Here is a 14632-nt window from a genome sequence, read left to right on the forward strand (position 1 = left end):
GGAGGTCGAAATGGATAGATCACTGGCGCTATTTGCCATTGGATTGGTCTTTGGCGGTGGCATTGGTTTTGCCATCGCCGCAAGCAACGGCGTGACCTTCGACGGCCATGACCACGGCGACCCTGCCGCCCATGGCGGCGGCGGGCATGTGGCCATGGATCACGGTGGTGCGGATCACGCGCGCATGCACGGCCAGCCCATCGCGCTGGCCGCCGAAGAGGCTCCCAGCCTTGCCATCCGCGTCACCCCCGACCCGATGTCGGGCCATAACCTTTTTGTTGAGACCGAAGGCTTCGCCTTTGCCCCGCAGAACGCCAGCGGCGAAAATCAACCGGGCGAGGGCCATGCCCATGTCTATGTCAACGGTGCCAAGATCGGGCGGCTTTATGGCCCATGGCTGCATCTGGCCGATCTGCCCAAGGGGGAAGTCACGGTGGAGGTCACCCTCAACGCCAATGACCACCGCCCCTTGGCGGTGAACGGTGCGCCGATTACGGCCCGTGAGGTGCTGACGGTTGAATAATCGCGCCGCCTCCCCTTTTCATGGCGGGCCGGAGCGCATACCCGGCACGCATAACCCGATGGGACAAGATCAATGAGCGCAACCCTACATGTCTGCATGACCTGCCGCGCCGGTGAGGTGCTGGAGGAAGAAGCCCCGCGCCCCGGCGCGCAGCTTCATGCCGCCCTCGACGCCGCAGGCGCGCCCGAGGGCGTGACCATCGTGCCGGTGCAATGTCTTTCTGCCTGTTCGCAGGGGGCCGCCGTGGCGCTGTCTGCGCCGGGCAAATGGTCCTATGTCTATGGCCGCTTGACCAAGGAAGACGCCGCCGACATCCTTGCCGGAGCTGCCGCCTATGCCGCCACCCAAGACGGGCTGGTGCCATGGCGCGAACGCCCGGTCATCTTTCGCAAGCAAAGCCTTGCGCGTATCCCCCCTTTGACCCTGCCGCAGGAGCCTACAGCATGAGCGATCTCGCCAAAATCCCCGTTACCGTCATCACCGGCTTTCTCGGCGCGGGCAAGACCACGTTGATCCGCCACCTGATGACCAATGCAGGCGGGCGCCGCCTTGCCGTTCTGGTCAATGAGTTCGGCACCGTGGGGGTCGATGGCGACATCCTGAAATCCTGCGCCATCGACGACTGCCCGGCGGAGAATATCGTCGAGCTGGCCAATGGCTGCATTTGCTGCACCGTGGCCGATGATTTCATCCCCACCATCGAAGCACTGATGGCCCTGCCCACGCGCCCCGATCACATCCTGATCGAAACCTCCGGGCTGGCCCTGCCGAAACCGCTGCTCAAAGCCTTCGACTGGCCCGCGATCCGGTCCAAGATCACCGTCGACGGCGTTATCGCGTTGGCCGATGCAGAAGCCGTGGCGGCGGGCACTTTCGCCGCCGATGTCGCCGCGGTAGACGCGCAGCGTCTGGCCGACGACAGCCTCGACCACGAAACGCCGCTCTCCGAAGTGTTCGAAGATCAGATTTCCTGCGCCGATATCGTGCTGATGTCCAAAGCCGATCTGGCCGGTCCCGATGGCCTCGCCAAAGCCCGTAAGGTGATTGAAGAGGAAAGCCCGCGTGAAATTCCGATCCTTGAGATGACCGAAGGCGTGATCGACCCCAAGGTGGTGCTCGGCCTCAACGCCGCCGCCGAAGACGACCTCGCCGCGCGCCCCTCGCATCATGACGGCCACGACGATCACGAGCATGACGATTTCGAAACCGTGGTGATCCCGATGCCGGAAGTGGCGGATGTAGACGCGCTTGTGGCCTCGATCGAGCGGCTCGCGCGTGAGCAGAACATCCTGCGCGTGAAGGGCTATGTCGCGGTCGAGGGCAAGCCGATGCGCCTGTTGGTGCAGGCCGTGGGCGCGCGGGTGCGTCAGCAGTTCGACCGCCCTTGGGGCAGCGACGCGCGCGCCGGGCATCTGGTGGTGATCGCCGAGCATGACGACATCGATCTTGCCAAAATCCGCGAGATTTTGGGAGCCTGACCGCCCATGCATGTCGTCTTTCGCGAAAGCCACGGGTTGGAGGATACCGACACCCCCTATGATCCGGGGCAAACCCCCGCCGATCTGGTGGTGCTGTCGTTTTCCGACAGTGACCTCGGCGCTTTCGCGGCAGGCTGGCATCGCGGCGGCGGCAAGGAGGGCAAGCTGCCCTCGCTGCGTCTGTGCAACCTCGTGGCGCTGCGGCACCCGGCCTCGGTCGACAACTATATCGAACAGACGCTGACCGGGGCCAAGGGCATTCTGATCCGCCTCATCGGGGGGGAGAATTACTGGCCCTACGGCATCATGCAGGTCCAAGACTTCGCCCGCCGCCATGACATCGCGCTGGCCGTCTTGCCCGCCGATGGGCGCGAGGATCCGGGGCTCGACGCGCATTCGACTTTGCCGGTTTCCACGCTGCGCCGTCTTGCGCATCTTTGTGATGCGGGCGGGCCGGTGGCGGCGCAGGCCGCGCTGGCGCAGATGGCGCTGGCGGCGGGCTTTTACGCCGGGCCGGTCATGGGCACGAAAACGGTGCCCGATTGCGGCTATTACGACCCCGATCAAGGGGTGCTCCCCCTCGCCGACGCGGCGGGGGAGACTGTCGCGGTTACCTTTTACCGCAGCTATCTTCTCGCCGCCGATACCGCGCCCGTCGATGCGCTGATCCGTGCGTTGCGGGCAGCGGGGCTGAACGCCATCGGGCTTTTCGTACCCTCGCTCAAATCCGATCCCGCGCGGGGCTTTCTGGACGATGCCCTGGTGGCGATGAAACCCGTGGCCATCGTCAACGCCACCGCTTTCTCGGGGCGCGGGGATGATGGCACCTCCCCGCTCGACGCGCCGGGCTGCCCGGTGTTTCAGGTGGCCCTCTCCACCGCCCGACGGCGCGATTGGGACGAGAGCGAGCGCGGCCTTTCCCCCGCCGATCTGGCGATGCATGTGGTCTTGCCCGAGGTCGATGGCCGCATCTTCGGCGGCGTCGTCAGTTTCAAGAGCCCCGGAAAGCGCGACCCCCACCTGCAATATTCCCGCTTTGCCCACCGCGCCGAAGAGGCGCGGATCGAGGCTGTCGTCGCCCGTGTGCTGGGCTGGCATCGGCTGGCGCAGACCCCGGCGGCCACACGCAAGCTGGCACTGGTGCTCTCGACCTATCCGGGGCGGGACGATCAGCTGGCCCATGCGGTCGGCCTTGATGCGCTGGCCAGCGTCGAAGACATGCTGATGCGGCTGGCGGGTGAAGGCTATGGCGTCACGCCGCAGATCGGTTTTGGCCGGAGCCTGACCGAGCAGCGCATCTCATGGCCCCTTGCCGACTATGAGGCGGCGCTGGCCGCTCTGCCGCAGGCGCTGCGCGATGACCTTCGCGACGCGTGGGGCGCGGCGGCGGATGATCCGCTGGTGCAGGACGGCGCCTTTCACTTCGCGGCCCAAGCCTGCGGCAACGCGCTGGTCGCACTGCAACCCGAGCGGGGCGATCTGCAAGACCGCGAAGACAGCTATCATGACCTCGCCCGCACCCCGCGCCATTCCTATGTGGCCTTCTACCTCTGGCTGCGGGCGCAGGGGCATCATGCGCTGGTGCATATCGGCGCGCATGGTACGCTGGAATGGCTGCCGGGCAAGGCGGTGGCCCTCTCGGGCGATTGCTGGCCCGAGGCGCTTACCGGCGATCTGCCGGTGATCTACCCCTTCATCGTCAACGATCCCGGTGAAGCGGCACAGGCCAAGCGGCGCATCGGGGCGGTGACACTGGGCCATCTGCCCCCGCCGCTGAAAGACAGCGAAACGCCCGAGGGGCTGTTGCGGCTGGAACGGCTGCTGGATGAATATTCCACCGCCGACGGGCTCGACCCCGCGCGCCGCGACCGGCTGGTTGACACGATCCGGGCGGAGGCGCAGGCGGCGGGGGTCGAAGATGATCTTGGCCTCGACGCCGCCAGTTCCTCGGCCGAGGCGCTGACCCGGATCGACGCCTTCGTTTGCGACATCAAGGAAAGCCAATACGGCGATGGCCTGCACGTCTTTGGCGCGGGGGCGGGCGAATGGGACGGGCTGCTGACCGCGCTGGCGGGGCGGCGCGTGACCTCCGGGCCCTCTGGCTCGCCCTATCGCGGGCGGTCTGATGTGCTGCCGACGGGGCGCAACCTCTATGCCGTCGATCCGCGCGGGGTGCCCAGCCGGGCCGCCCATGCGCAGGGGGTGAAACTGGCCGAGGAACTGCTCAGGCGGCATCTGCAAGACAATGGCGACTGGCCGCGCGGGCTGGTGATCGACCTTTGGGGCTCGGCCACCATGCGCACGGCGGGCGAAGAGGTCGCCATGGCGATGCATCTCGCCGGGATTGCGCCGAAATGGGATGAGGGCAGTGAGCGGGTTTCGGGCTTTGAGGTAATCCCGCTGACCCTGCTGGACCGTCCGCGCATCGACGTGACCCTGCGCATCTCGGGCCTGTTCCGCGATGTCTTTCCCGGCCTCGCGCAGCTTTTCGAAGCCGGGGCGGCGGCATTGGCCGAACGCGAAGAAGCGCCGGATATGAACCCCTATCTCACCCGTACCCCCCGTGTTTTTGGCCCCAAACCGGGCCTTTACGGCGTGAATATGGAAGCGGCCTTGCAAGACTATTCCGACGCCGGTCGCGCCGCGGCGGGCGAGGCGTGGCTCGCGGGGTCGGAATGGGCGATCAACGCCCAAGGCGAGGCGCATCAGGACCGCGCCGCGCTGGAGGCGCAGTTGCAGCGCGCCGATGGCTTTGCTCATGTGCAGGACTTGGCCGAAAGTGATATCCTGCTCGCCTCGGACTATGCCAGCCACGAAGGCGGCTTTGCCGCCGCGATGGCGCATCTGGGCGCGCAGAAACCGGCGATGTACCACCTTGACCACACCCGCGCAGGCAGCCCCCGCGCGCGCTCCATGCCCGAAGAGATCGCTCGCGTCGTCCGCGCCCGTGCGGCCAATCCCGGCTGGGCCAGCGGCATGATGCGCCATGGTTTCCGCGGCGCGGCAGAGGTGGCGGCGACACTCGACAACCTTGCTGCCTTTGCGCATCTGACACGCGAGGTGCCTGCGCATCTCTTCGACCTCTACTTCGACGCCACGCTGGGGCGCGATGATCTCGTTGCCTTTATGGAGGCCGAGAATCCCGCCGCCCTGCAAGCCATGCGCGACCGTTTTGCGGCGCTGCGCGAGTCCGGCCTCTGGCTGACCCGCCGCAACTCGATCTCGGCCACGTTGGACGGGGTGACATGAGCGCGGCCCCGGTGACCAAGGGCTGGTGCCCGGGGGCGCTGCGTCCGATGCTCTCGGGCGATGGGCTGGTGGTGCGTCTGCGGGTGCCGCAGGGGCGCTTGACCCCGGCCCAAGCCCGCGGCGTGGCAGGGCTGGCCACGCGCTATGGCAACGGCATGCTCGATCTGTCGAACCGGGGCAATCTGCAACTGCGCGGCGTCGATCCCGCGCGGCACGAAGGGCTGATCGACGCGCTGCGCGCGCTGGCGCTGATCGACGTGGATGAGCGGACGGAGCGGCGGCGCAACATCATGGTCAGCCCCTTTTGGCAGGCGGGCGATGATACGGATTTCCTTTGCCAAGCCCTCTCTGCCGCCGCGCAGGCCCATGCGCTGCCGGATGTCTCGGCCAAATTCGGCTATGCGGTCGATGCAGGGCCGCAGCCGGTGTTGCAGGCCGATCCCGCAGACATCCGGTTCGAGCGGTCGGCGGAGGGGCAACTGCTGCTCTGCATTGAAGGGGCAACGCGGGGCAAGCCCGTGACCCGCGCGACCGCGGTTCCCGAGGCCATCGCGCTGGCCGAATGGGTGCGCGCGCAGGGGGTGACCCGCGCCGCGCGCGCCACGGCCACGGGGGCGCCGCTTCCCGCCGGTTTTGACTGCCCGCGTCAGGCGGGGCAGGGCACACCTGCCCCCGGCCTCTACCCAGCCGGGGCGCTTGTTGCCTGTGCTTTCGGGCAGATGGAGGCCGAGACGCTTGCCGCGCTCGCCGAGTTTGGCCCGCTGCGCCTGACCCCATGGCGGCGGCTGCTGATCGAAGGTGCCCCGCGCCTGCCTGATCTGGCCGGTCTCATCACCGCCGCCGATGACCCGCTGTTGCGCGTGGTTGCCTGTATCGGCGCGCCGGGCTGTGCACAGGGCCGGGGTGAGACGCGCGGGCTGGCCCGGCACCTTGCCGCCGTGGTGCCGAAGGGGCAACGCCTGCATGTCTCCGGCTGCGCCAAGGGCTGCGCCGCGCCGCGCGCTACCGACCTCACCCTGACCGCCACTGCGCCAGAGCGCTATGACCTCATCCAAGAGGGCCGCGCCGATGCCATCCCTGATCTGCGCGGGCTGACCCCCGCCGCCATCGCCTCTCACCTTAGAAAGTCCGCCGATGCCCCATAGCTATATCACCGACGGTGCCGAGATTTACCGCCAGTCCTTTGCCACCATCCGCGCCGAAGCGGCGCTAGCGCGTTTCACCCCGGAGGAAGAGATCGTCGCCGTGCGCATGATCCACGCCGCGGGCATGGTCGGGCTGGAGGAGCACATCCGCTTTTCCGAAGGCATGGCCGTGGCCGCGCGGGCGGCACTGGAGGACGGCGCACCGATCCTCTGCGACGCCTATATGGTCAGCGAAGGCATCACCCGCAAACGCCTGCCGCGCGAGAATGAGGTGATCTGCACCCTGCGCGACCCTTCGGTGCCAGCACTGGCCGCGAAGATGAGCAACACCCGCTCTGCCGCCGCGCTGGAACTGTGGCGGCCGCATTTGCAAGGTGCCGTGGTGGCCATTGGCAATGCGCCCACGGCGCTGTTTCACCTGCTCAACATGCTCGAAGACCCCGATTGCCCGCGCCCGGCGGCAATCATCGGCTGCCCGGTGGGCTTCATCGGCGCGGCGGAATCGAAAGAGGCTTTGATGCAGGACCTGCCGGTGCCCTCGATGATCGTGCAGGGGCGTTTGGGCGGTTCGGCGATTACCGTGGCGGCGGTGAACGCCTTGGCCAGCAGGGTGGAATGACGATGGGCAAGGTTATCTGCGCGGGCCTTGGACCCGGCGACCCCGAACTGATGAGCGTGAAATCCGACCGTGCCATTCGCGGCGCGCGGCATCTGGCCTATTTCCGCAAGAAAGGCCGCGCGGGCCAAGCACGCCGGATCGTTGAGGGGATGCTGCGCGACGATGTGGTGGAATATGCGATGGAATATCCCGTCACCACCGAGTTGCGTTTTGATTCGCCCGAGTATCGCGCCCAGATGGTCGCTTTTTACGAGGAATGGGCCGACCGGCTAGAAGCCTTGGCGCGCGATCACGAGGTGGTTGTGCTCTGCGAGGGTGACCCTTTCTTCTACGGCTCCTTCATGCATCTGCACACGCGGCTTCAGGGCCGCGCCGAGGTTGACGTGCTGCCCGCAATCCCCGGCATGGTGGGCTGCTGGAATGCGCTGGATACGCCCTTCACTTGGGGCGACGACGTGGTAACCGTCTTGATGGGCACGCTGCCCGAGGCCGAGTTGACCGATCACATGAAGCGCGCCGATGCGCTGGTGGTGATGAAGACGGGCCGCAACCTGCCCAGCGTGCGCCGCGCGCTGGCGGCGGCGGGCAAGTTGGAGGACGCTTGGCTGGTCGAACGCGGCACCATGCCCGACCAGCGGGTGGCGAGGCTTTCTGACGTGGCGGATGACGACTGCCCCTATTTCGCGATCGTCTTGGTTCATGGCCAAGGCCGCAGACCGGAGGCGGAGACATGAGCGGCATCCTTCATATCGCGGGCCTCGGCCCCGGTGACGACGCGCTTGTCACGCCCGAGGTGACCGAGGCCTTGGCGCAGGCCACAGACGTTATCGGCTATATCCCTTACGTCGCCCGCGTCGCCCCGCGCGACGGGCTGACCCTGCACCCCAGCGACAACCGGGTGGAGTTGGACCGCGCGACCCACGCGTTGCAACTGGCGCAGGCGGGCGCGCGTGTGGTGGTGGTCTCTTCGGGTGATCCGGGCGTCTTTGCCATGGCCTCAGCCGTGTTCGAAGCGGTGGAGCGGGAACCGGCGTTTGAGAGCGTCGACATCCGCGTGCTGCCCGGCATCACGGCGATGCTGGCGGCGGCGGCGCGGCTTGGGGCGCCCTTGGGCCATGATTTCTGCGCGATCAACCTCAGCGACAACCTCAAGCCCTGGGCGATGGTGGAGCACCGTTTGCGGATGGCCGCGCGGGCGGATTTCGCCATGGCCTTCTACAACCCCCGCAGCAAATCCCGCCCGCATCAATTCGCCGAGGCGTTGGACATCCTGCGCGCCGAATGCGGGCCGGACCGGCTGATCACCTTCGCCCGCGCCGTGACCACGCCGGAAGAGGCGTTCAACACCGTCACACTGGGCGAGGCGACGCCCGAGATGGCGGATATGCGCACCGTGGTGATTGTCGGCAATTCCGCGACGCGGCAGGTCGGACGCTATGTCTATACGCCGCGCAGCGCGGTATGATGTAGCCAATGCATCACTTCGGTCACATCATTGGCGGCCACTTCGCCCGGCAGTTTCGGCCGCTCGGCCAAGATCACCGGCAGGCCAAGGCTGCGGGCGGCATCCAACTTGGCCCGCGCGCCAGCGCCTCCGGCGTTCTTGGCGACGACATGGGTGATCGCATGGGTCTGCATCAGCGCGGTATCCCCCGCCACGTCAAAAGGCCCGCGCGCCAGCACGACCGTCGCCCGCGGCAGCGGCAGCGGGTCGCGTGGCGGATCGACGAGGCGCAGGAGGTAGCGGTGCTGCGGTTTCGCAGCGAAAAGCGCCAGTTGCTGCTTGCCGATGGCCAGAAACACCCGCGCCGGGCTGTCGGGCAGGGCGGCGGGCAGCGCGGTGAGGTCGGGCACGAAGGTCCAGTCGTCACCCTCCTGCGGCTCCCACGCGGGGCGCTCGAACCGCACCAGCGGCAGGTCTTGCCGGGCGCAGGCAACGAAGGCATTGTTGCTCATCCCCGCGGCAAAGGGATGGGTGGCGTCGACAACATGGGTGATCGCTTCGGCTTCGAGATAGGCCACCAGCCCCGCCACGCCGCCAAAGCCGCCGATGCGGGTGGGCAGGGGCTGGGCCACAGGGCTGTCGGTGCGCCCGGCATAGGAAAACACCGCGTCGATCCCGGCTTTGGCCAAGGCGCGCGCCAAGGCGCTGGCTTCGGTGGTGCCACCCAAAAGAAGGACGCGCATGATGGGTGATCCTTGGCTCAGCATCATCGGAATGCCCGACGATAGCGCGGATGCCTTGCCCGCGGCAAGCCGCGCGGCGCTGGCAAAGGCCGAGGTGATCTTTGGCGGGCCGCGTCATCTGGAGCGGGCAGGCGCAGGTGCGCGCGGGCGGGCTTGGCCCGTGCCCTTCTCGGTCGAGCCGGTGTTGGCCGAGCGTGGCAAGCGCGTGGCGATGCTGGTGTCGGGCGATCCCTTCTGGTTTGGCGCGGGCGGCAGCATCGTCGGCGCGTTGCAGCCCGACGAATGGCACAGCCTGCCCGCGCCTTCGACCTTTTCGCTGGTCGCCAATGCGCTTGGCTGGCGGCTGGAGGAGATCACTTGCCACGGGCTACACGCCGCACCGCTGGCGCAGTTGCGCGGGGCCCTGCGTCCCAAGGGGCGGATGATCTGCCTGCTGCGCGATGGGGAGGCCCCGGCGACGCTGGCGGAGTTTCTTTGCACACAGGGCGCAGGCGCGGCGAGGTTGCATGTTGCCGAACGGCTGGGCGGTCCCGATGCGCGGGTGCGGGCGGTGCAGGCGGATGGCTTCGATCTGACGGATGTGCAAGCGCCGGTGGCAGTCGGGGTGGAATTGCCCAAGGGCATCGGCCTGCCGCGCAGCCCCGGCCTGCCGGATGACCATTTTGCCAGCGACGGCCAAATCACCAAGGCGCCGGTGCGGGCGCTGACGCTATCGGCCCTTGCCCCCCGGCCCGGCGAGTTGCTGTGGGACATCGGCGCGGGCAGCGGCTCGGTCTCGGTCGAGTTCTGTCTCGCCGGTGGGCGCGCCATCGCCTTTGAGCAGCACGCCGCGCGGGTCGAGAATATCACCCGCAACATCGCAGATTTTGGCCTGAACGCGCGTATGCAAACGATTCATGGCCGCGCGCCGAAAGTCTGGGCGGGGCAGCCTCGGCCTGACGTGGTCTTTGTCGGCGGCGGCGGGAACGCGGCGCTTTACGATGCCCTCCTGCCTGCGCTACCAGCGGGCACGCGGCTGGTCGCCAACGGTGTGACGCTGGAAACCGAAGCGCTTTTGGCGCAGTTGCAAGCGGAGCATGGCGGCACCCTGCTGCGGATCGAATTGGCGCAGGCCGCACCTTTGGGCCGGATGCGCGGCTGGCAGCCGCTGCGGCCCGTGGTACAATGGAGCGTGACTTTATGAGGATGGCCGGGATCGGATTTCGGGGCGCGGCGAGCGTCGCCTCGCTGCGCGATGCGCTGGCGCGGGCCAACCCAGATGGCACCAAGATCGACGCGCTGGTGACCGAAGCCGCCAAGGCCCGCGCCACCGTCTTCCGCGAGTTCGCGCAAGAGTTGGGCGTGCCGGGGCTCGGCATCACCACCGAAGACTTGGCCCGCATGATAACCCCCACGCAATCGGCCCGGATCGAAGACCGTTTCGGCACCGGCTCCCTGTCCGAGGCCGCGGCATTGGCCGCCGCCGGGCCGGGGGCGGTATTGGTTGCCGAACGCGTCGTTTCGGGCGATGCCATGGCCACCGCGGCGATTGCCGAGAGGAAAGGATAGATACCGTGACTGTACATTTCATCGGAGCCGGGCCGGGGGCGGCGGATCTCATCACCCTGCGTGGGCGCGACCTGATCGCGGCCTGCCCGGTCTGCCTCTATGCCGGATCGCTGGTGCCCGAAGCCCTGCTGAGCCACTGCCCCGAAGGCGCGCGGATCGTCAACACTGCAAGGCTGTCGCTAGACGACATCATGGAAGAAATCGCCGCCGCCGATGCCGCGGGCCATGACGTGGCGCGCCTGCATTCGGGCGACCTGTCGGTCTGGTCGGCGATGGGCGAACAGCTGCGCCGCTTGCGCGAGATGGGCATCGCCTATGACGTGACGCCGGGGGTGCCATCCTTTGCCGCCGCCGCGGCGGAACTGGGGGCCGAGCTGACCCTGCCGGGCGTGGCGCAATCGGTGATCCTAACCCGCACCTCGGGCCGCGCCACGGCGATGCCCGAAGGCGAGACGCTGGCCAATTTTGCCCGCACCGGAGCGACGCTGGCCATCCATCTGTCGGTGCATGTGCTTGATAAAGTCGTCGAAGAACTGACCCCGCATTACGGTGCCGATTGCCCCGTCGCCGTGGTCTGGCGTGCAAGCTGGCCCGATCAGCGCATCGTCAAAGCGACGCTTGCGACCCTGCGCACCGAAGTGGGCGAGGAAATGGCCCGCACCGCGCTGATCCTCGTGGGCCATGCCATCGGGGCCGAGGATTTTGGTGAGAGCCGCCTTTACGCCGCCGATTATGACCGCCGCTTCCGCCCCGTCGGGGCCGAGCCGCGCTTTCCGGAGACTTCCTCATGATCCCGCCCGGCCTGCTGATTTCCGCCCCGGCCTCTGGCACCGGCAAGACAACCTTGATGCTGGGGCTGCTGGCCGCGCTGCGCGCCGAAGGTGTCGCGGTGCAGCCGTTCAAAAGCGGCCCTGATTACATCGACCCTGCCTTTCACACGGCGGCCTCGGGCCGGGCGTCGTTCAACCTCGACAGTTGGTCGATGGACCGCGCGCGGATCGAAGGGCTGGTCGGCAACGCCGATGGGGCCGAGTTGATCCTCGGCGAAGGGTCGATGGGGCTGTTTGATGGCGTCGCCAAACCGGGGGCCTGTGGCAATGGCGCCAGCGCCGATGTCGCGGCGCTGATGGGCTGGCCGGTGGTGCTGGTGCTCGACGTGTCGGGCGCTGCGCAATCGGTGGCGGCCACGGCGCTTGGCTTTCGTGAGATGCGGCCCGATGTGGAACTGGCAGGCGTGGTGTTGAACCGCGTCGCCTCACCCCGGCATGAGACGCTGGTGCGCGCAGGGATGGAGGCTGTCGGGATCAAAGTCTTCGGCGCGCTGCCGCGCCGGGTCGAGATCGAAATGCCCGAGCGTCACCTCGGGCTGGTGCAGGCCGGGGAGCAGGAAAACCTGCCCGATCTGTTGGGGCAGGCGGCGGCATTCGTCGCGGCCCATGTCGATGTCCCCGCCCTGCGGGCCGCCGCGCGGGGCACGTTGCAGAACCCGCCCGCTCCGGCGCAGATCACCCCGCCCGGGCAGCGCATCGCGCTGGCGCAGGACAACGCTTTCGCCTTTGTCTATCCGCATCTCTTGGCCGGATGGCGCGCGGCGGGGGCAGAGGTTCTGCCCTTCTCCCCGCTCGCCGATGAAGCGCCGGACGACAGTGCCGATTGCTGCTGGCTGCCGGGCGGCTACCCGGAACTTCACGCCGGCAAACTCGCCGCCGCCGCGCATTTCCGCAAAGGATTGCGCGCCTTTGCCGAGACCCGCCCGGTGCATGGCGAATGCGGGGGCTATATGGCGATGGGCGCGGGCCTTATCGACAAGGAGGGCACCCGGCATGAGATGGCGGGACTTCTGGGGCTGGAGACCTCTTTCGCCAAGCGCAAGATGCATCTGGGCTACCGTCAGGCCGATCTCAACGCGCCGATCCCCGGCCATTCCGCGCGGGCCGAATTGCGCGGGCATGAGTTCCACTATGCCACGATCCTTGCCGAGCCGGACGCCCCGCTGGCGCGGATCACCGATGCCAATGACCTTGAAGTGCCCGAGACCGGCTCGGTCCGTGATTTCGCGGGGGGCGGGCGTGCCACGGGCACCTTCTTTCACATGATCGCGGCGCTGTGATGGGGGGCTTTGTTTCCTTCGTCTCCTCCGGCCCGGGCGACCCGGAGCTGCTGACGGTCAAGGCCGTGGCGCGGTTGCAGGCGGCCGATGTGGTGCTCTTCGATGACCTCAGCGCGGGCCCGATTTTGGAGCACGCGCGGCCTGATGCGGACCTGATCGGGGTCGGCAAACGGGCCGGGCGCGCCTCGCCCAAGCAAGACCATGTGAGCCGCGTTCTGGTCGATCATGCGCAAGCCGGGCTAAAGGTCGTGCGGTTGAAATCCGGCGACAGCGGCATGTTCGGACGGCTGGAGGAAGAGATCATCGCCCTGCGCGCGGCGGATATCCCTTTCGAGATCGTGCCGGGCGTGACCGCCGCCTCTGCCGCCGCCGCCACCGCAGGCATCCCGCTGACCCGCCGCATGACGGCGCGGCGCGTGCAATTCATCACCGGCGCGGATGTGACCGGCGAATTGCCGCGCGACGTGAACATGGCCGCCTTGGCCGATCCGATGGCGACCACCGTGGTCTATATGGGCAAACGCACCTTTGCGGGCCTTGCCGCAAGATTGGTCGAACACGGGCTGCCCGGCACCACGCCCGCGCTGCTGGCCGAGGCGGTCTCGACCCCGGCGGAGAAGGTGCAGCGCTTCACGATCGAAACGCTGGCGCGCCATCTGGAAAGCACCAGCAGCACCACGCCCGCGCTGATCTTTTACGGGCCACTGGCCGAGTTCGAGACGTGAAAGCGTTTGTCTGCACCTCCTGCACCGCTGATGGCGGCTTTCTGGACGTGGTCCGCGCGGGTCTGTCCGAGGTGGAGGTCGAAGGCATCGACTGTATGTCAGGCTGCACGCGGGCGCAGACGGTGGCGTTTCGCGCGCCGGGCAAGGTGGCCTATCTGTTTGGAGAGATCACCGAGGCGGATATGGATGACCTGCGCCGTTTCGTGACCCTCTACCGTGCGTCGCCGGATGGCAAATTCCCCGATGCGCGGGTGCTGGGCGGGCTGCGGCTGAAAGCGATTGCGAGGATACCGGGATGAGCGCGCTTGAACTCACTTTGATCGGCATCGGCACCGGCAACCCTGAGCATCTGACGCTGCAAGCGATCCGGGCGATGAACGCGCAGGACCTGATCTTGATCCCGCAAAAGGGCGCAGGCAAGGATGATCTGGCCGGGCTGCGGCGGAGCATCTGCGACGAAGTGCTGACCAATGCGGCAGTGCAGATCGTCGGCTTCGATCTGCCCGTGCGTGACCCGGCGATCGAAGATTACCGCGCCCGCGTCGACCACTGGCATGATGCGATTGCCGAGGCATGGCGCGGGGCGATGGCCCAGCATCCGACCGCCCGGCGGGTGGCGCTGCTGGTCTGGGGCGATCCGTCGCTTTATGACAGCACCCTGCGCATCGCCGCGCGGCTGGAACCTGCGCCGCACATCACCGTGATCCCCGGTATCACCTCATTGCAAGGGCTGACGGCGGCTCATGCGATCCCGCTGAATGAAATCGGCGCGCCCTTCATGGTGACCACCGGGCGGCAATTGCGCGATCATGGTTGGCCCGAGGGGGTCGATACGCTGGTGATCATGCTCGATGGCGATTGCGCCTTTCAGGCGTTGGACGCGGAAGGCGTGACGATCTGGTGGGGCGCTTACGTTGGCATGGCCGAAGAGATCATCCGCCATGGCCCGCTGGCCGAGGTTGCCGAAGACATCATCGCCACCCGTGCCGCCGCCCGCGCGGCGCATGGTTGGATCATGGACATCTACCTGCTGCGGCGCGGCTGATCC

At 67.6% G+C, this 14632-nt stretch carries 16 protein-coding genes; 15 read left to right on the forward strand and 1 reads right to left on the reverse strand.

What is annotated here, in order from left to right; genetic code table 11:
- Positions 1 to 10: 10 nt before the first annotated feature.
- The 8 genes from ACGYLQ_RS01485 (at position 11) to cobJ (ending at position 8479) form a co-directional block, all read left to right on the forward strand.
- Positions 11 to 523: a hypothetical protein gene (locus ACGYLQ_RS01485; RefSeq protein WP_271688497.1), complete on the forward strand. Its 513-nt coding sequence runs from the start codon at positions 11 to 13 to the stop codon at positions 521 to 523.
- A 72-nt stretch (positions 524 to 595) separates the two neighbouring features.
- Positions 596 to 970 carry a DUF1636 family protein gene (locus tag ACGYLQ_RS01490; RefSeq protein ID WP_394439958.1) on the forward strand — a complete coding sequence of 125 codons (375 nt, stop codon included), beginning with the start codon at positions 596 to 598 and terminating at the stop codon, positions 968 to 970.
- Entirely contained in the window at positions 967 to 2001 is a 1035-nt protein-coding gene (cobW, locus tag ACGYLQ_RS01495) for a cobalamin biosynthesis protein CobW (RefSeq protein ID WP_394439959.1), read from the forward strand. The genes ACGYLQ_RS01490 and cobW overlap by 4 nt, the downstream gene beginning before the upstream one ends.
- A 6-nt stretch (positions 2002 to 2007) precedes the next feature.
- Positions 2008 to 5250 (forward strand): cobaltochelatase subunit CobN, encoded by a 3243-nt coding sequence (cobN, locus tag ACGYLQ_RS01500; protein WP_394439961.1) that lies wholly within the window; start codon positions 2008 to 2010, stop codon positions 5248 to 5250.
- Positions 5247 to 6395, forward strand: coding sequence for a precorrin-3B synthase (cobG, locus tag ACGYLQ_RS01505; protein WP_394439963.1), 1149 nt, complete (start codon positions 5247 to 5249; stop codon positions 6393 to 6395). Before cobN ends, cobG begins: the two co-directional genes overlap by 4 nt.
- Positions 6385 to 7014, forward strand: coding sequence for a precorrin-8X methylmutase (locus ACGYLQ_RS01510; RefSeq protein ID WP_067265689.1), 630 nt, complete (start codon positions 6385 to 6387; stop codon positions 7012 to 7014). Before cobG ends, ACGYLQ_RS01510 begins: the two co-directional genes overlap by 11 nt.
- 2 nt (positions 7015 to 7016) lie before the next feature.
- Positions 7017 to 7748, forward strand: coding sequence for a precorrin-2 C(20)-methyltransferase (gene cobI, locus ACGYLQ_RS01515; RefSeq protein ID WP_394440239.1), 732 nt, complete (start codon positions 7017 to 7019; stop codon positions 7746 to 7748).
- Positions 7745 to 8479 (forward strand): precorrin-3B C(17)-methyltransferase, encoded by a 735-nt coding sequence (gene cobJ, locus ACGYLQ_RS01520; RefSeq protein ID WP_394439965.1) that lies wholly within the window; start codon positions 7745 to 7747, stop codon positions 8477 to 8479. Before cobI ends, cobJ begins: the two co-directional genes overlap by 4 nt.
- Here cobJ and ACGYLQ_RS01525 read toward each other — a convergent pair.
- On the reverse strand, positions 8455 to 9204 hold the full coding sequence (locus ACGYLQ_RS01525; protein WP_394440241.1) for a cobalt-precorrin-6A reductase: 750 nt from the start codon (positions 9202 to 9204) through the stop codon (positions 8455 to 8457). The two genes, cobJ and ACGYLQ_RS01525, sit on opposite strands and share 25 nt — an antisense overlap.
- Between ACGYLQ_RS01525 and cbiT the strand changes: the two genes are divergently transcribed.
- Genes cbiT through cobF form a run of 7 tightly spaced genes read left to right on the forward strand, consistent with a single transcriptional unit; the run spans position 9203 to position 14629 of the window.
- On the forward strand, positions 9203 to 10384 hold the full coding sequence (gene cbiT / locus ACGYLQ_RS01530) for a precorrin-6Y C5,15-methyltransferase (decarboxylating) subunit CbiT (RefSeq protein ID WP_394440243.1): 1182 nt from the start codon (positions 9203 to 9205) through the stop codon (positions 10382 to 10384). The genes ACGYLQ_RS01525 and cbiT overlap by 2 nt on opposite strands.
- Complete coding sequence (locus ACGYLQ_RS01535) at positions 10381 to 10749, forward strand: cobalamin biosynthesis protein (protein WP_067267847.1); 369 nt, start codon at positions 10381 to 10383, stop codon at positions 10747 to 10749. Before cbiT ends, ACGYLQ_RS01535 begins: the two co-directional genes overlap by 4 nt.
- Before the next feature lie 5 nt (positions 10750 to 10754).
- Positions 10755 to 11540: a precorrin-4 C(11)-methyltransferase gene (gene cobM / locus ACGYLQ_RS01540; RefSeq protein ID WP_322328778.1), complete on the forward strand. Its 786-nt coding sequence runs from the start codon at positions 10755 to 10757 to the stop codon at positions 11538 to 11540.
- Positions 11537 to 12859, forward strand: a complete 1323-nt coding sequence (locus ACGYLQ_RS01545) for a cobyrinate a,c-diamide synthase (protein WP_394439967.1) — start codon at positions 11537 to 11539, stop codon at positions 12857 to 12859. Before cobM ends, ACGYLQ_RS01545 begins: the two co-directional genes overlap by 4 nt.
- Entirely contained in the window at positions 12859 to 13584 is a 726-nt protein-coding gene (cobA, locus tag ACGYLQ_RS01550) for a uroporphyrinogen-III C-methyltransferase (RefSeq protein WP_394439969.1), read from the forward strand. The genes ACGYLQ_RS01545 and cobA overlap by 1 nt, the downstream gene beginning before the upstream one ends.
- Positions 13581 to 13883, forward strand: coding sequence for a DUF1636 family protein (locus tag ACGYLQ_RS01555; RefSeq protein ID WP_394439971.1), 303 nt, complete (start codon positions 13581 to 13583; stop codon positions 13881 to 13883). The genes cobA and ACGYLQ_RS01555 overlap by 4 nt, the downstream gene beginning before the upstream one ends.
- The gene (cobF, locus tag ACGYLQ_RS01560) at positions 13880 to 14629 is read left to right on the forward strand and encodes a precorrin-6A synthase (deacetylating) (protein WP_394439973.1); all 750 of its coding nucleotides are present in this window, start codon (positions 13880 to 13882) and stop codon (positions 14627 to 14629) included. Before ACGYLQ_RS01555 ends, cobF begins: the two co-directional genes overlap by 4 nt.
- Positions 14630 to 14632 lie beyond the last annotated feature (3 nt).

Origin of the sequence: Sulfitobacter sp. 1A12779 (assembly GCF_043557315.1) — a bacterium.
GTDB lineage: Bacteria > Pseudomonadota > Alphaproteobacteria > Rhodobacterales > Rhodobacteraceae > Sulfitobacter > Sulfitobacter faviae.